16 protein-coding genes and 1 pseudogene are annotated in these 20,475 nt (G+C 38.9%); 16 read left to right on the top strand and 1 reads right to left on the bottom strand.

The features are described 5' to 3' along the window. From ACQ5BJ_RS21140 to ACQ5BJ_RS21070, 15 genes and pseudogenes are all read left to right on the top strand, one after another. Positions 1–2,663 (top strand): RHS repeat-associated core domain-containing protein (locus ACQ5BJ_RS21140; RefSeq protein WP_430113417.1); only part of this gene is annotated, 2,663 nt, incomplete at its 5' end. A 6-nt stretch (positions 2,664–2,669) separates the two neighbouring features. Then, the gene (locus ACQ5BJ_RS21135; RefSeq protein WP_238555857.1) at positions 2,670–3,161 is read left to right on the top strand and encodes a hypothetical protein; all 492 of its coding nucleotides are present in this window, start codon (positions 2,670–2,672) and stop codon (positions 3,159–3,161) included. A gap of 991 nt (positions 3,162–4,152) precedes the next feature. Then, on the top strand, positions 4,153–4,614 hold the full coding sequence (locus tag ACQ5BJ_RS21130) for a hypothetical protein (protein WP_005548821.1): 462 nt from the start codon (positions 4,153–4,155) through the stop codon (positions 4,612–4,614). Between the two features lie 361 nt (positions 4,615–4,975). Further along, positions 4,976–5,245, top strand: a pseudogene (locus ACQ5BJ_RS21125) (RHS repeat-associated core domain-containing protein); the annotation flags it as partial. A 309-nt stretch (positions 5,246–5,554) separates the two neighbouring features. Beyond that, positions 5,555–5,800 carry a hypothetical protein gene (locus tag ACQ5BJ_RS21120; protein WP_005548818.1) on the top strand — a complete coding sequence of 82 codons (246 nt, stop codon included), beginning with the start codon at positions 5,555–5,557 and terminating at the stop codon, positions 5,798–5,800. Positions 5,801–5,816: 16 nt separating this feature from the next. Next, positions 5,817–6,215, top strand: a complete 399-nt coding sequence (locus tag ACQ5BJ_RS21115; protein WP_005548816.1) for a DUF4279 domain-containing protein — start codon at positions 5,817–5,819, stop codon at positions 6,213–6,215. 724 nt (positions 6,216–6,939) lie between these two features. Then, entirely contained in the window at positions 6,940–7,278 is a 339-nt protein-coding gene (locus ACQ5BJ_RS21110) for a hypothetical protein (RefSeq protein WP_268594873.1), read from the top strand. A 5-nt stretch (positions 7,279–7,283) separates the two neighbouring features. Continuing rightward, complete coding sequence (locus tag ACQ5BJ_RS21105) at positions 7,284–7,823, top strand: hypothetical protein (protein WP_197268472.1); 540 nt, start codon at positions 7,284–7,286, stop codon at positions 7,821–7,823. A gap of 419 nt (positions 7,824–8,242) precedes the next feature. Continuing rightward, a complete protein-coding gene (locus tag ACQ5BJ_RS21100) occupies positions 8,243–8,776 on the top strand; it encodes a hypothetical protein (RefSeq protein ID WP_430112249.1) in 534 nt (177 codons plus the stop codon). 308 nt (positions 8,777–9,084) lie between these two features. Next, positions 9,085–11,511 (top strand): LamG domain-containing protein, encoded by a 2,427-nt coding sequence (locus tag ACQ5BJ_RS21095; RefSeq protein ID WP_430112248.1) that lies wholly within the window; start codon positions 9,085–9,087, stop codon positions 11,509–11,511. A 600-nt stretch (positions 11,512–12,111) separates the two neighbouring features. Further along, entirely contained in the window at positions 12,112–12,924 is an 813-nt protein-coding gene (locus ACQ5BJ_RS21090; RefSeq protein ID WP_430112246.1) for a hypothetical protein, read from the top strand. Positions 12,925–12,972: 48 nt separating this feature from the next. Next, complete coding sequence (locus tag ACQ5BJ_RS21085) at positions 12,973–13,260, top strand: hypothetical protein (protein WP_430112244.1); 288 nt, start codon at positions 12,973–12,975, stop codon at positions 13,258–13,260. A gap of 448 nt (positions 13,261–13,708) precedes the next feature. Then, the gene (locus tag ACQ5BJ_RS21080; RefSeq protein WP_430112242.1) at positions 13,709–14,008 is read left to right on the top strand and encodes a hypothetical protein; all 300 of its coding nucleotides are present in this window, start codon (positions 13,709–13,711) and stop codon (positions 14,006–14,008) included. 9 nt (positions 14,009–14,017) lie between these two features. Beyond that, entirely contained in the window at positions 14,018–15,640 is a 1,623-nt protein-coding gene (locus ACQ5BJ_RS21075; protein WP_430112240.1) for an RHS repeat domain-containing protein, read from the top strand. Positions 15,641–16,053: 413 nt separating this feature from the next. Then, on the top strand, positions 16,054–17,739 hold the full coding sequence (locus ACQ5BJ_RS21070) for a hypothetical protein (RefSeq protein ID WP_430112238.1): 1,686 nt from the start codon (positions 16,054–16,056) through the stop codon (positions 17,737–17,739). A 102-nt stretch (positions 17,740–17,841) separates the two neighbouring features. On the opposite strand, the gene ACQ5BJ_RS21065 is transcribed toward ACQ5BJ_RS21070, so the two are convergent. Next, complete coding sequence (locus ACQ5BJ_RS21065; RefSeq protein WP_430112236.1) at positions 17,842–19,392, bottom strand: NBR1-Ig-like domain-containing protein; 1,551 nt, start codon at positions 19,390–19,392, stop codon at positions 17,842–17,844. A gap of 665 nt (positions 19,393–20,057) precedes the next feature. Here ACQ5BJ_RS21065 and ACQ5BJ_RS21060 point away from each other — a divergent pair. Continuing rightward, the gene (locus ACQ5BJ_RS21060; protein ID WP_430112234.1) at positions 20,058–20,435 is read left to right on the top strand and encodes a hypothetical protein; all 378 of its coding nucleotides are present in this window, start codon (positions 20,058–20,060) and stop codon (positions 20,433–20,435) included. Positions 20,436–20,475 lie beyond the last annotated feature (40 nt).

The raw sequence follows: 20,475 nt of genomic DNA, 5'->3' as shown, positions 1-20,475 counted from the left end.
CGAAATACATCGATGGCAACGGAAATGAAACGACGTATACGCATGATAAGCTGGGACGGATGATTGCGGAAATCTATGCGGACGGCACACAGACCGCCGTAGCATACGATGATGCAGCAAACAAAATAACGATTACGTACCCGAACGGACAGCAAATCGAAAAGTGGTTCGACCCATTGGGGAATTTAATCAAAGAAACAAATGGCCGTGGCGGGGTGGCCAATCATACCTATGATCGCTATGGTCATATGATTCGAAAAGGAACCTTTGACGGTAATTGGATGGAGTATGAATATGATGCTTGGGGACGCGTAACGAAAGAAAACTTCATCTATGGTCAAAACAGAATCGTATACGACGATGCCGCCAACACGAAGACGACTTTCGACGGCAGCAATAATGGAATACGCGAGACGTACGATGTAATGGATCGCTTGATTGCCAAAGAAGAAATCAAACCATCTGGTCGAGCCGTGGTAGCCGCACGGTACGAATATGACTTGGCGGGGAATGTTCAGACTGCCTACGACGGCAATCACAATGCGACAAAATACGAGTATGATGGACTAGGCCGCCTGATCGCCGTTACGGATGCTGAAGGAAAGACGACGCGCTATCGGTATAACCTATCGGGGGATATGGTCGAAGTCAAGTATGCGGACGGAAATACGGTTGAGAAACGGTATGACGAAATCGGCCGACTGCTGCAGCAGATCGATCCGAACAAGCAAAGCAAACGCTTCTACTATAACGGCAATGGAAACGTGATTAAAAGCATCGACCGAAAAGGGCAGGTTCAACAATACGAATACAATAACCGTAATCTCCTGACTGCCACCACTGCTCCGGACGAGAGAATTTCGTACAGCTACGACGTAACGGGCAAGCGGACGGCAATGACGGATCAGACGGGAACGACAGCTTATGCCTACTATCCAACAGGTGAACTGGCATCGATCACTTATCCGGATCAGACCAGAATCAATTACGATTATGAAGTCAGGGGGCTGCGCACGGAACAGACCGTTGCGGCCGGGGGCTATAAGATCACGCAGCGAATAAGCCATACTAACATCCTGCCGAACCCAACAAGTATGGCCGTCTTAGATGGTAGCGGCTCGCAGCTCACGCAATTTGAATACAAATACGACGGCTCGTATAATCGCTTGGCGGAGTTGAAATCGGCGCAAGGATTCTTGGAGAACTATGCATATGACGGCTTTAATCTAGCAGGCATCCAGCAGAAGCAAGGAGATGCGCTGTTTGGAAACTATAGCTACACCTATGATAACAATCGCAATATTGTAGCGAAAAACGACAACGGAACGGCATATCAATTCAGCTACGATCCGCTGAACCGAATCAAGACATCAAGCCAGTTCAATGAGGCCTATACATATGATCAGCGGGATAACCGCAGCACCCTGCAAAGCGATCAGGTACCGAACATCAAGGGAGCCAGCTATGCGTACGATAGCCGCAACCGCCTGACCCAAGTAACGACGGAAGACGGCAAAGCCGTCAGCTACCGCTATAATGGGGACAACCTCATGGTAGAACGCACCGAAGGCGGCGTAACGACCCGTTATTACTACGATGATAGAGCGAAAATCGTAGCGGAAGGCAAGGTGGAAGGCAACGGCAGCATCACCATTACCGCATCCTATGTCCATGATTCGAACGGCAAGCTGCTGGCTCGTCAGGTACCAGGACAAGGCATGCAATACTACGTATCCAACGGGCACGGAGACATTACCGAAATCCGGGATGCACAAGGCAATGTGCTGAACCGCTATACGTACGATATCTGGGGCAATCCATTGGTACAAGAGGAGCAGGTTCCGAACATTTTCCGCTACTCAGGCGAATATTGGGATGCGACAACGAATCTGCAATATTTGCGCGCAAGATGGTATGATCCAAGTATCGGGCGGTTTGTTAATGAGGATACGTATGAAGGGGAACTAGGTAATCCACTGACATTAAACCTATATACCTATGTACAGAATAATCCGCTAATATATTGGGATCCAAGTGGACATAGATATGAATCGTATCAACTTTTAGAAATTCAATATGTAATTGATGAAGCAATGCAGATAACTTCAAAAAATCCGGATTATTGGAACTATAGATCCTATCTCGGATCAAAATTCCAAGCTGTATTTGATGATTCGAATAATAATCGATTTAAGTATTTATTTGGGTTGCTGACTCAGACAAGTCCATATGAAAATAGTAAGGGGAATGCTGAATGGGCAAGAGGCCAACTGCTAGATAAGTATGATGAATGGCAGATGGCATCTCTTCTAGAGGCTGCTGCTCTAGGTGGGTCTATGGCTTTTGGGTTAGGACAAACAAAGGGGATGTTCGGGGCAAATGGGGCGCAGGTTACCAGTAAAACTGTCTGGAAAGCACAAGGTAGTAAAGCAAGAATTGATGTTGAAAACCCTAATCCCGGGCAACGACCTGGACAGATTCACTACCAAGATGCCAACAACAAGAAGTATTTGTTTGACTCACAAAAAGGAGCATTCGTAGACTCTAAAGGAAATCTTGCTCCCAAAAGTGTTAATAATATGCTTAACGACCCTGATTTTGTTAAGAAATTAAATGTGGGACTAACGCAGTATCTTGGTGAAAGTCCATATGTTCGAAAATGAGGTGAGATGTTGAAAATAAATTCTAAGATGCAAAAGTACCTTGATGAATTAGTAAATACAGAATTACAAGCAATTAATTGTAATATTGATATCAATGGCATTGAGAACATTATTTTTCCGGCTTTTATTGAGTGGGATGGTTGTGTCCTCCTGAAACAAGAAAGGAATGTTGAATTACCAAATCATTTTTCACCAAATCAATTTATAACAGATAGAACAGCGTTTGAAGCAGATTACAATCATATTCACCTAAATGAGATGTTTGATGAAGTTTTTCAACCTAGTCAAATATTCAAAATTGCAATAAAAATACTCGATGTATGGACGGCTGTTCTCTACAGAAAATTCAATACACAAAGAAGTTTTTGCCTCATACTTTCTTATGATGGTGAGGACATTGTTATACGTTTCTATTCAGTTAGAGAGAATGAATCACCATGGCTTGATATTTCTTCAATAGAGTCATATTTGGATGGGTTGATGATTGTCGAAATTTAAACTATTTGACCTTGAGGTTTGCTTCCTCGAGGTCTTTATTTATTTGCCGCTACCTGGGTGTTAAATGAAATCATCATTCATTCAACCAATACCCCGTCAGGTAAAGTAGACATCAAAAACTCATTTGGAAAAAACTAAATGTCACTACAATTGAATCTAAATTACAAAACGATAAATGAGAGGAGGATAGATTATCTAATTGCGAAAATTAAGATGCTTTCAATGTAATAATCCGATTCCATTGAAATGGCTAATTTTTAGTGGTCAATGGGAAGGCGCATAAATGTAAATGTTCACAATTGTATGTATGGCCTTGGAAAAGACAAGTTTATTTTTACACTAGTTTTATTACTGGTATATTTTTGAGTTATTATCTGGATGCTTTCTACGGTGATAAACTAGAAAAATACATTATGGATGAAGTAAACAATCGTTGTTACTAAGTTTCTATTGTTCATAATCACAGTAATTTTTATTTTGTTATTTGTATTTTTATCTTATTTTGTTACCCCAAAGGTATATAAATTAAAAGAAGGTACAGATGGCGATAAACAGTTATAGTGATGAATAAGGATGTTAATAAATCTTTAAATTAGTCTCCAATAGTAATAATTTTGTTTAACCACAATGCGGCTTGCTATCGTATTGTGGTTTTTTCTTTGGTGGATGCCCCACCCAGTGCCGAATGAATCGGTCGGCAAATCCTAAATGAACATAGCGCTGTATCTGAGATTGAATTTGTATACGTATGTACCGAATAATCCGTTTCTCGCTTACTATCCTAGTGAAAGTGAAGTAGTATACTTTAGTACGCAATCGGATTATTTAAGTTTTAAAATGATGTATGAAACCGGAATGATTGATATAAATGATTACAAGGGAAAATTTTTGTATTATTTAAATGGTGTTAGAATAAATGTGCCGAGTGGTTCAATAAATATTCCTATTAGAATACCAAGACCTGCATTAGTTCCGTAATTGGAGGATACAAATGAAATATTTTAAAGAAGTATTTTTCAAAGAAGTGAGTTTAGGGAGCGAAGAGGACAAAAAAATAAATGCATTATGGATTGAAGCGCTCCAGCATTATGAAAATGAACTGTTTTTGATAAAGGAGAGAGTTTCAAAAAAGGTTTGGAAGGCTGTGAGCGAGAATAGTTTGCACGATTTGAGGTTCCAAAAACTAGAGGTTGAGGATAGTGCAAGAGGAACGCATCCACTTAATATAACATTAGTTTTTGCTGGTAAGACGAATCAAACTATATATTATAAACGAGTGAAAACTATTAAATTTAGTTATATTGGTGATAATAGTGGTATAGATTTTTTAGGTATTCACGATTGCATAGCGTCCGAATTACTTGTCGTAGATGGGAAATTATTATCACATGAGATATTATTCTCATCGGGTGCAACATTGTATATAGAATTTGAAAAGATAATAATCAAATGATACTCAAAGCCACATACGAGTGCAACATTGAACTGTAACCCGTAAGAGGTCACTTTTTTCAAGTGTCCATCTTACGGGTTACAGTTCACCATCGTATTGTGGTTTTTTTCTTTGGCGGATGCCGACCATAGTGCCGAATGATCGGGCGGCATGTCCCAAAAGAACCTAACCCTAATCAACCTCATATGATATTTATCTAATATGGTTGTGCGTACATATAATGAGTTGAAAAATATCCCCCCCTCTACGTCCATTTTTATCTCTTATAAAATCTTATAATCATCAGATGCCATCATGTTTTGCTCTAATTACCTTATTTTCGTTTTCTCCCGTATTTTTTGTTATTCAGAGACTATAAAACAACCGCTATACGTACGATATCTGGGGCAATCCGTTGGTTCAAGAAGAGAAGGTTCCAAATATTTTCCGCTACTCGGGCGAATACTGGGATGCAGCAACGAGTCTGCAATATTTGCGGGCAAGATGGTATGATCCAAGTGTAGGACGGTTTATCAATGAGGATACGTATGAAGGGGATATAGGAAGTCCTTTAAGTTTGAATTTGTACACGTATGTAAAAAATAATACTTTAAAATATCTCGATCCAACAGGTCATATTGAGTTTTCTGTTGGAGATAAAGAAGCGCTACTTAGGTATCAATCTATCTTTTCTGTTGGGCAGAAAGAAAAGAACCTGCTTATGATGCAATCTGCCCATGATGCAGCAAATTATCTTAGACTGAATTATGAATCTAGGGTAGACAGAACAAACTTCTTTAAAGACGGAATAATCTATAAATTTCTTACGAAAGATATGTACAATGAGCTGTTATTTGGTAATGATAAAGAAGTACCATTACTAGATGATCCACTATTTTATGTTTTTGATGGTACTTTTGCACTTGCCTAAAAAGGTGTAGCTAAGTTAGCTGCAAAGACAATGGGTAAGAAAAGCGTTGATCAGACTACAGAGTATTTACTAAAATTGGATTTACAGATGTTTGCAGCTAAAAAGGACTTAAAGATGGTTAATGATGCTGCAAAAAGGGTAGGGGTTGATAGGAATAAGTTTGGTGAGTACATTCATCAACTAAAGAAAGAATTTAATATGAAAGTAAACGATAATTTTAGTTGGGATGATCTTCTCGAATTTGCCAATGAATTAAAAAGCATGACGAAAAAGTAGAATCTGTGGAGGTTATATGAGTATTACAGGTAATTGTTCATTAAATATTAGTTCTACAAACCTTGATTTTGACTTATTAGGTAAGCTAAATCTGACACCAACATCTGTTGTCCGAAAAGGAGATTTTCTCACAAGTAAGAGAAAGGCACTTTATGATGTTTGGATATTTGAGATTCAAATAACCAATACTTGTCCGCTTAACAAAGCATTAGAGAGCATTGCAGGACATCTATCCAATGTAAGTCATGAATTGAGTTCATTAAAAAGTAGGTATGACGTGTCCCTCAATTGCTATTTAAGATCAGATTACGCGCAGATGGGAATCGATATAGCACCGGAAATTCTTAAGTCGATTGCAGAACTTGAATTGGGGTTGCAAATTCACATTCTATCATTTGGTGGCGTCGATAGTTAATCAGCATGTATAAAGTTAAATTAGTGGCGATAAAAAGTCGATAGACAGTAAGCAACATGATGCATTGAAATTGATGGGAATTATCCATTGTAAAACCTTGTTGGGATTTTTGATCCCTTCAAGGTCTTTTTTTATTGTCCCAGCCAGTGCCAAATGAATCGGGCGGCATGTCTAGAAAGAACCTAACACTCATCAACCCCGTATGATATTTTTCCAATATAATTGCACACACGTATAAAGGTTTAATAATATCCCCTTTATGAAAAATCCGCCCCCATTGTCATAGATACCACCGTGTTTTGATGCAAATACCTATATACTAATGTTGGGAGGGATTTAGAAGACGGTCATCGTCCTTTTTATCGAATATCCATTGATATATTTTGACTCAAGTGAACATATTCCAACGGTGTGATGGAAGCAGCAGTAATTGCGGATCATATTTACGGAGCAACACAAGATAATGTGAAGAACGTAGTAATTAATGATTGGATATTAGATGGTATTATGAGTAATAGTTAAGGATTGAAAATGGGGATATATTCAAGAAAGGGTAATGGTAAGGTTGAATATACTTTAGTAAATAAAGGTACAATACCTACTAAAGTTATTGATTGGATTAATAACATTGCTCAACCTTTTGGAGAATCTTCTGACTTGAAAGATTAATTGAAATGGCTTCTAAATTAAATTTATAAGTAGTCATAAAAACAGTGAAGTAACAATGGTAGGACACTCGAAAGGAGGTGCAGAAGCAGCGGCCAATGCAATTGTCACAAACAAAAATGCTATATTATTTAATCCAGCCAAGTTAAGCACTTTTGTAAATACTAAAGTGGGTCTTTATTATCAAGTATATACTGCGAAAATTAATGCATATGTTGTTAATGGTGAAATATTAAATGAACTTTTTGGTGCAGTTGATACTCCAGGTGGAGCAGTGCATTATTTACGTAGCCAGTACCCATTAGGTAGGTGGAACATTTGGAATTTTAAGAAAAACATAGAAAATTCAATCGAGAATCATTCTATGGGTTCTGTAATAAATGCATTAAAGGAATGATATAAATGAAAAAAACACAAGTTATTCTAATCGTATTAGTTGCTTTAGTGTTCTGTATTGTAGCACTACCGTGGGCTCTAATATATATTGGACTGCTACTTCAACCAGATCCTCCTCGTCCAGAAATCACCTATGGTGAATTTCCTTTCAAGTTAGTCTATGAAATAAATGGGGAAAGAAAGGTTATTCAAGATACGGTCATTTGTGAGTATGATGGGGTTGGAATGGATGAAGGGCAAGGTAAGCATAGAAAATGGAAGCAGCGGTATGTAAGTGGGAATAAAAATATTACTTTGTTGAAAATTAATAACAACAGCGAAATAGTTTACTCAGAAGGAAGTGCAAATTATTATATGGGGGATTTAAAGGAATATGAACAATATAACCCTTTGTTTCCCGATGCAATTATTATAGAGAAGGATATTGGCAGCACTAGTGAAGGATTAATTCGAGCGGATGAATTGCTTGAAAAATATCATATTAAACTAATAAGTTGGGAGTCAAGTCCACCAATCAAGAATATATTTATTGAATCAGCAAAGTAAATAAGATGTAAGTTAAGCACACAGCTTATAACTAATCTCGATAAAACGGTTATAGGTTGTTATGCATTTTACAGCACTAATCCTCAGAATGGTAACATGTAAAATGAATATTGCGCGCAAGATGGTACGATCCAAGCATTGGACGATTATTACGGGGATACATATGATGGGGAGTTTAGGAAACCGTTAAGTTTAAATTGATATGTGTATGTGAAGAACAATCCGCTAAAATATATTGATCCAACGGGGAATATCCCCAACAGCATCATGGCACAGCACATACATAGTGCAACGAAAAAGGATTATAATAAAAATCACTTTTTGGTGGATGGAAAAACTAAACACAGAGTATGTTTTGTCACACCAAATGGTTCAAAATGGATTCAGTCAAAAGTGCTTTGACGGAGGCGGGATATTAATTGAAAATTAAAATGTTAATGATAGTAGGTATTCCATTGATTCTACTTGCTGTCCTTGTGTACATTACTTTGCCATGGCTTTTCATTTATATTGGGATTCAATTAGGGCCTAGTCCACCAAGCCCGAGAATTACGTACGGAGAATTGCCGTTTCGTCTAGAGTATGAAATTAATGGGCAACGGAAGGTTGTCGAAGACACTTTAATATGCGAATTTGATGGTATTGGTTCAGATGAAGGCCGAGGAAAATTTCGCAAATGGAATGAACGATTGGCTAGTAAAAATGAAGAAATAATATTGCTAAAAGTGGATGATACGAAAAGGATCATTTACTATCCAGGTAGTGCTGAATACTATATGGGGGATTTAGATACCACATTGGAGCATGATTCTAGTTTTCCTAATGGTCTGATAATTGAGAAAAATGATCGCATAACTAGTACTCGATTAATTCTTGCAGATCAATTACTTGAACAATACAAAATTAACTTAATAAGTTGGGATTATACTCAACCCATAAAGAATAGTTTTTAAGCATCCAAATAAAAATAAAAAATTACATTTTCAGTCCTTATTTGAAGTGAGCCACAATGCGAATAACTCGTATTGTGGTTTTTTCTTTAGTGGATGCTCCACCCAGTGTCGAATGAATCGGCGGCATGTCCTGAAAGAACCTAACCCTCATCAATACCGTATAAGATCGTCTGTGGATTTAGTGGACTGTAGCTCATGTCTTATTTGTATTTACGCTAACAATAACATAAATTAACTGGTGCAACACGAGAATCCATAATAGAGTAATAAAGCAGCAGCGAAGTTGGATTAGAAAGGTGAGAATAAGGATGAGTTGGTTAGCACGGCGGAATAAACGCATCATTTTGATGATGTGTGCAATCTTGTTTATTTGTGCTATGGTATTACAGATTGGCAACGTCCAAGCTTTTTCAGCAAATGATGAAAGTAAGTATTCATACGATGGGGCTGGACGGTTAAATGATGTTCAATCCACTACTAGACAAAGTATAGACTACGTATACGATAACAACGGGAACATAACGCATAAGCTATCTACTCTCCATTTTAAGGGGAGTGATCAGAGTGTAATGCAAAATGTAGCGGTAAATCAAACACCGGGTGCTAAAAATACAGTGGAGTTTTGGATGAAATGGGATGGTACTAATTCTGTCATGCCATTTTCATGGAATACCCATTATGCACTTTGGTTTGCAGATGGATATTTTGGATTTAATACAGGTGAAAGTAATATTATTGGGATTTCTTCAGCAAATTTAGTTAATCAATGGGTACACGTAGCGGCGACTTTTTATAATGGAGTACCTAATGCGGACGATAATGAATTGTATATCAATGGCGTAAAGCAGGACATAGCAATGGTTAAGGGGAAGACAACGTATCCAGTTTCGGTAACCCAATCAGCGTTCATATCAGGAAACAGCGATAAGAGCCTGTACCGATTTAGCGGTAAAATAGGCGAAGTACGAATATGGAATTATCCATTGTCCCAAGAGGAGATACAGACGAATAGAAATCAAGTATTGTTGTCAAGAGAGCCTGGACTGGTGGAGCATAGAAAGTTGGGTCGCGTTCCTTCTGGAAAAGATTTCAAGAGAAAAGAACGATTAAAGTTGAATAATATTTTGGTTAATAACAAAGCTGGTGCTAAAAATACAGTTGAATTTTGGATGTATTGGGATGGAACCAATTCTGTAATGCCATTTTCATGGAACTCTAATTATTCACTTTGGCTTGCGGATGGATATTTTGGATTTAACACTGGTGAAAGCAACATTATAGGCATATCATCGGCCAATTTACGTAATCGCTGGGTGCACGTAGCTGCAACTTTCTATAACGGTATACCGAACACGGTAGATAATGAATTATATATTAATGGTGTAAAGCAAAATGTAGCCGCAGTCAAAGGAAATACGACCTACTCTGTAGCAGCGACGACGTCCGCGTTTATATCAGGAAGTGGAGATAGTGATTTATACCGATTTGGCGGTAAACTCGGAGAAATGCGGGTGTGGAGTTATCCGCTAACGCAACCAGAGATAAAGGCTAATATGTATAAGATGCTTTCAGGAATGGAAGAAGGATTAGCAGGATATTGGAAGTTAAGCGAAGTACCTCAATTGAATTCATCTCTGCAATGTAACGGAACGAATCAAATTAAAATTAATAGCGTCGAAGTAAATCAATCGGCTGGCGCCAAAAATACGGTAGAGTTCTGGATGAACTGGGACGGAACTAATTCTGTCATGCCGTTCTCGTGGAACACGAACTATTCACTCTGGATTGCAGACGGCTATTTTGGATTTAATACGGGTGAAAGCAATATCATTGGTATACCATCGGATCAGTTAAAAGATAAATGGGTGCATGTTACAGCAGTCTTCTATAACGGGGTACCTAATACGACAGATAATGAATTGTATATTAATGGCGTAAAGCAGAATATAACCGAAGTGAAAGGAAAGGCGACATATACAGTCGCAGCAACCTCATCGGCGTTTATATCTGGAAACGAACATGCTAGTTGGTATCGATTCGGCGGTATGCTAGGTGAATTGAGAGTATGGAATTATCCACTTACCCAAGCACAAGTACAGGCTAATATGTATAAGGTATTTACAGGAACAGAAGCGGGACTTGCAGGGTATTGGAAATTGGATGATGGATTTAAGCCTAATGAGGCTCTTCATTTTACGAGTAACAACCAAGTTTCTTTACATAATATTAAGGTAAATCAAGCAGTGGGGGCTAAACATACAGTAGAGTTCTGGATGAAATGGGATGGAACCAATTCTGTGATGCCGTTTTCGTGGAATACGAACTATTCGCTCTGGATTGCAGATGGCTATTTTGGTTTTAATACGGGCGAGAGCAATATCATTGGTATACCATCGGATCAGTTAAAGGACAAGTGGGTGCATGTAGCTGCGACTTTCTATAACGGAGTGCCTAATGCAACAGATAACGAATTGTATATAAATGGTGTAAAGCAGAACATAGCAGCGGTTAAGGGGAAGACAACGTATTCAGTTGGGGCAACTCCATCGGCGTTCATATCAGGAAGCAGCGACAAGAGCCTATATCGCTTTGCTGGTAAGCTTGGTGAGATGAGAATTTGGAATTATAGGCTTTTACCATCTGAAGTGCAGGCTAACATGTATAAGGTGATTTCAGGCAAGGAATCCGGGTTGATTGAGACTTGGAAAGCTAAATCTTGGTTCCAAAATAAATAGTCAGCATCTTTGAGGAACATAATAAAGCACGCTCCAATATTTGATTACATATTAATTGTTGGGGCGTGTTGTCGTTTGGATGCTGGACAAACTGGTAGATCACCTAAAATAGGCACGTATTTAAAGCATTTCCACTACAATAGTAACAAAAGAATGCATCGTTATGGGAATTAACTTTAGAGTCGGAGGTACATTTATTTTAGGTGCTGTAACATATTATCCAGAAGATATATACGATGAGAGACTTGATAATAAGTCAATCTATAGCATTATTCATTTGCACTTTATGTTCAGGAAAATATGGATGGATATTCTCTGGTAGTTTGCGAAAAAAACAATGGGGAATTTGAAAGAATAGTTCTACCCAAAATAATGACGGAATTTTCATGTATTCTTACCTGGGGAAAGAATAAGCTATTTTAGATATAGGACTTTTTGCGGTAAATTCACGTTAGAATGTAAAGATGAGATTATTGTTAAAAGGGGATTAAGATGATCAAGGCTGTTAAAGGTAAGTTACTCATCTTTGTTATGATCATGGTAAGCTTTTTACTTATGATCTCAAGCACGGTTAATGCTAGTTTCATAGAGAAAGAGTTTTTGTCAAAGGAAGACTTTGAACGAGGCAGATATGCAGATACAAAATTCACCGCAGGAGCAGGAATCATTACGAATGAAGCTGATAAGGTCGTTAATGGCAATTATTCGGCGTACTTATACTCTCCACCGACGAGAGAATGGAGCGAATTTACATATACGGATACACAGCAAGTTCAATTTGAAAAGAATACTACCTATGCGGTTACCTTTTCGTACAAAGCTGTTGAAGCCCCTAATCAGGAAAATAACGGACTCTACTATTTTTTAGCACGAAGCACAGACAATGAAGCCTCTGCAGATACAGGGTGGACAACATGGAATGCAAAAACCGGGGAAAAAGGTACTAAGACATTTGTATTTACCACAGGGAGTAAAGATAATTATTACTTGATTTGGGGGATTCATTGCGGTGGAGGTTTATCTATCGATGATATTCATGTGAAGAAAGTAAATGAGTCATTTGAACAAGGAACATATAAGGGGACTTTCTTTCAGGCGGTTTCAGGAAGTATAACGAATGATCCCGCTAAAGTCGTTAATGGCAATTATTCGGCATACTTAACCTCCTCGAAGGAACAGGAATGGAGTGAATTTGCATATACCGATACTGATCTAGTTAAGTTCGAGAAGAATACAGCTTATGAGGTTACCTTTTCATATAAAGCTATAGAGGCTCCAGATAAGTTTAATACTGGGGCCTATTATTTCTTGGCTCGAAGTACGGATAATGATGTTGCTGCTGATGCGGGCTGGACAGCCTGGAACCCTAGGACAGGAGAAAAAGGGACGAAGACGTTTACGTTCACGACATGAAACAAAAACAATTATTATTTGATTTGGGGGATTCGACGGGGAGGAGCGTTGTCGATAGACGATATTTATATCAAAAAGAAGGCCGAATCATTTGAAAAGGGGACGTTCGAGGGAACTTTTTTTCGGGCTGGCTCCGGAACGATCACAAATGATCCGGATAAGGTAATCAGCGGTAATTACTCCGCTTATCTTTCTTCGCCGCGCTTAGCAACTTGGGCGGAGTTTGCATATACTGAGCCGTCATTAATCCGTTTTGATAAAAATACAACCTATTCCGTAACGTTTTCGTACAAAGCAATAGAAGCTCCCCATGGATATTACTACTTTTTGGCATGAAGTACGGATAATGACGTTGCTGCTGACACAGGCTGGACAACCTGGTCTGGGCAAAAGGGAGAAACGAGCAGGAAAACGGTTGTATTCACGACAGGAGAGAAAGAAAACTACTATTTAATATGGAGAATTCAAAATGGTGGCGCTATCTCAATAGATGATATTCGTATCGATCTGGCTCTTTATCAATATGATCAGAACGGACGATTATTGAAGCAAGCTACTCCAACTAAATCGATTCAGTACTTCTATGACTCGAACGGTAACGTTCTTAGACGAAGAGCAGATATTAATTATTACTAATATATGATGTCAGATGGAGAGCTTGAGGTGTAATTAAACTCTTTTTCCTTTACCTTAATGCTTGTGAACGTAATGAATAAATGAGGAATTGTATCTCAGGATAGCATGAGGGAGAGGAAAACGTCACAAAAAAGGATGGTTACTATTAATGCTGCGTCATATTCATATGATCGTAAAATGTATTGTTTGTACTTGTTTATTAGTCGCGATGGCTTTGATAATACAGCATTCAGCAGATGCCAAAGAGTCTTCTAAACACGAAATTGAGTTAGGTTCGACGAATGATAAGGCAAGAAAATGGGGCATGCTTTCTCCGAATATCGGACATCGTACCGGTAAAGCACAAGGAGATGAATGGATAGCCATAGCTCCTGAAGATAAGTTAGGTTTTTTAGTTTTTGGACCTTATGTAGATGATCTCGATATAGGAGAATGGACTGCAACGTGATCACTGAAGATGTCTGGTAGTTTAAATGTTTCCTCTAAAATTGCTCGCTTAGAAGTTTATGATCCGGACTCTAATGAGGTATTGGCTTTTCAAGAGCTTACAAGCTATCAGTTTTCTAAATCTCAGAGCTATCAGGATTTTTATTTAACGTTTATGAAAACGAAACCAAAGCAGCGATTGGAGTTTAGGGTTTTCTGGCACGGGGAGACTACGTTACAAGTGAATCAAGTGACAGTCCACCAAGTAGCAGAGTTGAATTTGGTGAAATCATGGAAGATGTCTGATCCTGCACTTGGCCATAGAATTGGCAGAGCAGACGGAGAGGGTTGGTCAGCCAATATACAGCAGGATAAGGAAGGTTTTTTAAGCTTTGGTCCTTATATGAATAATCTTCCGTTAGGAGCATGGAAGGTAAGCTTCCCATTGATAATCGATAACAACTCTGCAGATAATGCGAAAATAGTTCGCTTGGAAATCTATGATCCTGATGCAGATGAGATTTTATCGTCACGCGAAGTGACGAGGCAGCAACTTCTTTATTCTAATGTAACGCAGTATTTCGAGCTGCTTTTTGACAATGTCTCAACGGATCGCCGATTAGAGTTCAGAATTTATTGGTACGGCTTAGCCAAGGTTACAGCTAAAGACATATCCATAGGCAAATCTACAAATATAATCTATAAGAAAACATGGAGTTTATCAGACCCTATGATTGGGCACAGAACGGGTAGATTAGATGAAGAGGGCTGGTCAGCGAATACGCAGCAAGACAGCGAAGAATTTTTGACTTTTGGGCCCTACGTGAAAGATGTACCAGTAGGATCATGGGAAATCAGTTGGCCATTAATGATCGACAATCGTTCGGCAGATCACGCAAAGGTAGTTCGTTTAGAGGTGTTCGATGTTGATGCCGATGAGATCCTATCCTTCCGTGAGATTGTACGGCAAGAATTTGAGCGTCCGTTTGAATACAAAAGTTTTAATTTAAGATTCGTCCATGTAAACCCAAGTCACCGATTGGAGTTCCGCACCTATTGGTATGGCAATGCATTTATCAAAATGAAGAACCTTCAAATGAAGGGAACGTATCCAAGTTCATTCGGGAAAGTGTGGAATATGTCTGATCCGGCAATGGGGCATAGAACAGGAAAGCTTATTGAGAATGTATGGGTTGTAGAGCCTCAACAGGATCAATTAGGACATATGAGTTTCGGGCCGTATGAAAAAGGTATGGAAATTGGAACATGGGTAAGCACTTGGTCGATGAAATTAAAGAATAGCAGTGAAAGCAATGATCCTGTCGTAAAGTTTGACATATTCGATGCTGCTACAGGAGAGGTTATTCAGCAAAAGGATATATATAAAGAGCAGTTTATTTTGAATCATTTTCAAGATTTGAATATCCAATTCCGAAATGAATATCAGGGACACGCACTGGAATTCAGAGTTTACTGGTATGGAAAACATGCTGTTGAATTGAAAAGCATCAACGTAAACAAAACAAGGGTTTTGGATGAATACGTGTATGATAAAAATGGTCGATTGATGCAGTGGAACGGGGCCAATGGTAGGCACAAGTACTATCGTTATGATAAGAACGGGAATATGTTAAGTGTTATTGATATGGAATAAGGCAGGCGGATGGCGGATTTTATTGTACTTGGTGAACAGAACAACTAAATTAAAGGAAAAAGGAACAAAGAAGGCACATGAACTCATGGGCCTTCTTTGCTTCGTGACTCTCTTAGATATGGTTGTTTCTGTTCTTGAAGCTTTAATAATTGAGAGAGATACTATCGAAACAGCCAAGTCACACATGGGGAAATTAACAAAAGGCCTGCCCGGTAATAACATCGGAACATTATTATTTCCATAAAACGGGATGATGAATTTAAAAATCAGTTTCACTAGGGTCAATCAAATAAGACAACATCAGGTGTATTTTAATTAAACAGGGAGAAGAGTTCAAGAATGTTATTCTTCTGACGAAGAGTACTACGAATAGTATTTGGGTTTTACAAATAGCGAAAAGGAGTATTTAGAATATGCTAAGTTTTAGAACATCGAAATTCATGCTTATATTCGTTCTAATAAGTATTATATTATTTGTTGTCAGTCCTACTAACGGATATGCTGTAGAGAAGACGGCGGTAAATGTTTATGATAGTTCCGGGCGGCTAGTGAATACGAAGCTAGCGGATGGAACCGTAGTTGAATATCAATATGATGAAAATGGGAATCTACTGCAGAAAAACTTTAATATGTTGATGAACTCCGGATTTGAAATCTATACGGGAAAGAGTGGAGTCGCAGATAACTGGGGGGATTGGCAATCCGCAGGTGTAAAAGCAAATTATCAAGTTGTAACTTCACCTGTATCAAGTGGTAAGCAAGCTCAACAAATGAGTATTTCCAACATGCCTAAAGATGGGGCAGCTAATTTTTTTCAAGACATATCCGTAAGTGATAGCGAGTCCTATACATTAAGTAGTCAGATTGCAATAGCCAACCTAAACAAAGCAAAATTAATGGTTAACATGCATTATTTTGATAAGGACGACAGATTCATAGGAAGCACGACAGTGTTTGAATATGGAGGAAACGTAAGCTGGCTGAGTATAAATGAACAGGTACGACCTGTATCCAAGACAGTGCGAGCCAGACTTCATTTTACCATTACAGCATTAGACAGCGATGCATCAGGAATCGTAACGGTGGATTCCGTAGCTTTCCAAAAAGGTGACCGGAGTAATTTACTATTTAACTCTGGTTTTGAGACGAATACAAGAACAGGTGGAGTCGCAGATGGCTGGGGAAATTGGGAGTCTGTGGGGGTGACGGCCAATTATCGAGTAGTAGCCTCGCCAGTGTCAAGTGGTAAGCAAGCGCAGCAAATGGCTATCTCTAATATGCCTGAAAATGGAATAAATACATTCTTCCAAGACGTAGCAGTAACAGGCGGTCAACCTTATACACTAAGTACTCAAATTGCGACAGCATATTTAAGCAAAGCCAAAGTTCAGGTCGTTATACATTATTTTGACGTAAACAATAATTTTATAGGGAGTGAGATGCCATTTGAATATAGTGGGAACACGGGCTGGTTAAGCATTAATGAACAAGTGCGACCTGTGGTCAAGACAGTACGTGCCAGAGTTCATTTTTATATCATGGCGGTTGACAACAATGCGTCTGGAATCGTAACGGTGGACTCCGTAGCTTTCCAAAAAGGAGAGCAGAGTAATTTATTAATCAACCCCGGATTTGAAACAAATACAAGAACGAATGGAGTCGCAGATGGCTGGGGGAATTGGGAATCTGAAGGGGTAACAGCCAGTTATCGAGTAGTATCCTCGCCAGTGTATAGCGGTAAGCATGCACAGCAAATGATCACCTCCAATATGCCCAAAGGCGGAATGCATACATTCTTCCAAGACGTAGCAGTAACAGGTGGTCAGCTTTATACATTAGGTTGTCAAATTGCAATTACAAATCTAAGTAAGGCTAGGGTTCAGGTCATCATGCACTATTTTGACGTTAATAATAATTTTATAGGAAATGGAACTCCATTCGAGTACAGTGATAATACGAGCTGGAAGAGTGTTCAGGTACAAGTAAAGCCACCAACTCATACGGTGCGGGCTAGAATCCATTTTAATCTTTTAGCACTAGAAGACAAAGCCTCCGGGACAGTAACCGTAGACTCCGCCATTTTTCAACGCAAAAAATAAAACAAGAGATAGATGAAATAAGTCATGCAGTAAATCAAGAAAAAGAAGGATGGTCACGGACCATCCTTCTTCAAGTTTCTGTAACCAGACTGTTGTTTGGCATTATGTCTTTACAAGTGAAATTGCATCGGCAAAAGCTTCTCCGACGGCACCTGAATCGGCAACAACCCGTACAATTATTTTTGTCGTATTCGGCTTCGTGCGAATCTTAACAGAAGCTTGTCCCCACTGTCCTCGCTGAGAAACCAGTGCTGCATCCCCATCATATACACCGATGTTTTGATTATCGAATTCATAGGTGTCCACATAGAAGCTTCCTTGCTTCAAGTTGTTGTAAATGTTAGCTTGAAGCTCATAGTCAGTATTTGGTTTAACCGGAATGAAGTAGCTGTCGCTGGAAGTGCCGAGTACGGGCGAATCCGAGTAAAAGCGAATACTGTGTGAGCCATTATGCGATAATTGACCTGAAACGGCCATAGTAGGGCTGAAATTCCAGAAATAAGACCCCTTCTCAAAGCTTGCGTTCGGAAGCAAGTTACTTGTTTTCATTTTTTTAAGCAGGTTCCCGTTGGTGTCATAGGCATATTCGATTCGGTAATCTGTATGCAGTGCATCTAGCAGCTGATTTGCCGAGTTATATGTATAATTATGATTTGCAATAATGGGCTTAGGGACGTGAGCTACTTTGACTTCCTTTTTGATCATGTCGCCAAACCATGCAACACCATCCTGAACCATTCGCCAGTCGGTGACCAATACTCCTTCATATGCTGGAGCGACCATATTGAAAGTAAACGTCACGGTATCGCCGTATTTTACGGTGCCGCCGTTAGGAATGACGTGTCTGCCAATGGCAAATGGATCACTATCGTCAACCGCCCCAAGGCGAACGGCTGCTGCTTCCGACCATACCTTCTTGCCTATGTTCTTGACAGTAACAGAAACTTCTTGCGAAGAGCCTGGGATCATTGTATCCGGAATAGTGTTTGCAACGATTTTTGCGTTTAAGTCTTGGGCAGTCACGATACTGAGATCGTCAAAATAGCTTCTGAAATACCCGGTCTCTGAAGCTTCGTAGTCGTCATAGGCGACAAGCACTTCTTTAATTGTTTTTCCTGTTTGTGGAGTTAAATCAACTTCGACTTGAACCCACTGATTTAATGGATCATTCCGAAATGCAGGGTGGATTCGTTGCCCTCTTGTATCCGAAATGCCGCTATCTCGTAAAGTAGAGCCATCCTCAAATACCAGATCAATTGCCATTCTTTTACTTTGTGTGTGCTGGTAGTGATAGACCCAATAGGATAATCTCATTCCTTCGTGGATACTTATGTTCAAATTAGTATACAACTTGAAGTAAATGAAGCTGTTCTCCGAATTACTTTTGTCTTCGCCAGTGACTCGATAATATCCAACTCCACTATGAGGTTGAACTCCCATTTCTCCATTCACAGTAGAGGCCTCTGGTGGTACCGTTGAATTGTATCCGCCGACATTGGCACTATATGCCGTCACCATCCCAAGGCTATCGTTATCGTGGCTTTCGAAGGTATTGCTCAGGATACGCCTCTGTTCATTGTCCGCCATCGCATTTGGGATAAGACAAGCAAATAATAAAAGAAAAGCGATAGCCATTTTAGAAAATTTGATCATCAGTACATTAGATCCCCCTATATATAGTTAGTACGTATAGTCATTGTAAATTTTAATATGACTATTGGAAAGAGTGGAATTGAATATATTCCATTTTTTCCTTACTAATTGTGGGGAATAATAACTGTTAAATAAGTCTTAAAGGAAATATATTAGATACTTGGAACAGATCAGGGGAAAAAGTGGTGAATTTTGCTTTCAAAAATCATTTAATAGGGATAGTGGCGGTACTGTTACTTTATGATCTCAAGCGCCGCTAATGCTAGTTTCGCAGAGAAAGTGCTTGTGACTCAAGGAAATATTGAACGGGGTACATATGAAAATACAAAAGTTGCAGCGGCATTGGGAACAGTCGCTAATCGAGTAAACAGTAATTCATAATGCAAATAAAATGAATATAAATGGTTATTACAAGAGAAATTCCAAGTACAGAGAAAGATAGACGAAGAATAGTTACCGTAGATACTGCTAAAAACATAAGTTGTCGGCATTACAGATGAAAGGGTCATCAAACGTCCATTTTTTACAAATTAATGCTAATAAATAATAAATGTGCAGTAGGGAAAATAATGATATTATATGAATCTATGAATATATGGAAATAATATTAATGTTCCTTTAGAATCCGGTATTAATCGTATAAAAAAGGAGGACTCAGGATTATCTTGCGATCAAAAGGGGCATATATCAAAATTACGGTAATGCTTGCATTCTTCATTCTTATTTTTATCCATAGCGAGAACAGAATATTTGCTCAACTGGATAAAAATACATATGTATCTAGTAAAGACTACAGTTCCATTCAAGGGGAGAATCAATGGTTTTATCAAGAATGGAATGGGAAAGAGTACGTTAATTTGAAGTGGGATGAGTCGGAACAATTATGGAGGGGGAGTCATCCTTTTACCATCATTGCGGCAGGCATCCATCATCCGGATGTAACGGATGTTGCAAGGAAATGGGTAGCGCCCAAGAGTGGCTTAATTCGTATAAATGGACGCGTAGCAAGAGTAATCCCGGATGCGGGGATGGCGTTAGAGTAGAAATACGGAAAAATACGAAATTACTTTGGAAGACCCATAT

The organism is Paenibacillus sp. B1-35 (assembly GCF_050474385.1).
Lineage (GTDB): Bacteria > Bacillota > Bacilli > Paenibacillales > Paenibacillaceae > Paenibacillus_B > Paenibacillus_B alvei.
The sequence above is the reverse complement of the archived record's forward strand: the minus strand, read 5'-3'. Positions and strand labels throughout refer to the sequence as shown.

Excerpts from the sequence above, each read along its gene's own strand:
- ACQ5BJ_RS21135 (WP_238555857.1), top strand. The coding sequence starts at position 2,670 with ATGTTGAAAATAAATTCTAAGATGCAAAAGTACCTTGATGAATTAGTA.
- ACQ5BJ_RS21130 (WP_005548821.1), top strand. The coding sequence starts at position 4,153 with ATGAAATATTTTAAAGAAGTATTTTTCAAAGAAGTGAGTTTAGGGAGC.
- ACQ5BJ_RS21120 (WP_005548818.1), top strand. The coding sequence starts at position 5,555 with ATGGGTAAGAAAAGCGTTGATCAGACTACAGAGTATTTACTAAAATTG.
- ACQ5BJ_RS21115 (WP_005548816.1), top strand. The coding sequence starts at position 5,817 with ATGAGTATTACAGGTAATTGTTCATTAAATATTAGTTCTACAAACCTT.
- ACQ5BJ_RS21110 (WP_268594873.1), top strand. The coding sequence starts at position 6,940 with ATGGTAGGACACTCGAAAGGAGGTGCAGAAGCAGCGGCCAATGCAATT.
- ACQ5BJ_RS21105 (WP_197268472.1), top strand. The coding sequence starts at position 7,284 with ATGAAAAAAACACAAGTTATTCTAATCGTATTAGTTGCTTTAGTGTTC.
- ACQ5BJ_RS21095 (WP_430112248.1), top strand. The coding sequence starts at position 9,085 with ATGAGTTGGTTAGCACGGCGGAATAAACGCATCATTTTGATGATGTGT.
- ACQ5BJ_RS21080 (WP_430112242.1), top strand. The coding sequence starts at position 13,709 with ATGCTGCGTCATATTCATATGATCGTAAAATGTATTGTTTGTACTTGT.
- ACQ5BJ_RS21075 (WP_430112240.1), top strand. The coding sequence starts at position 14,018 with ATGTCTGGTAGTTTAAATGTTTCCTCTAAAATTGCTCGCTTAGAAGTT.
- ACQ5BJ_RS21070 (WP_430112238.1), top strand. The coding sequence starts at position 16,054 with ATGCTAAGTTTTAGAACATCGAAATTCATGCTTATATTCGTTCTAATA.
- ACQ5BJ_RS21065 (WP_430112236.1), bottom strand. The coding sequence starts at position 19,392 with ATGATCAAATTTTCTAAAATGGCTATCGCTTTTCTTTTATTATTTGCT.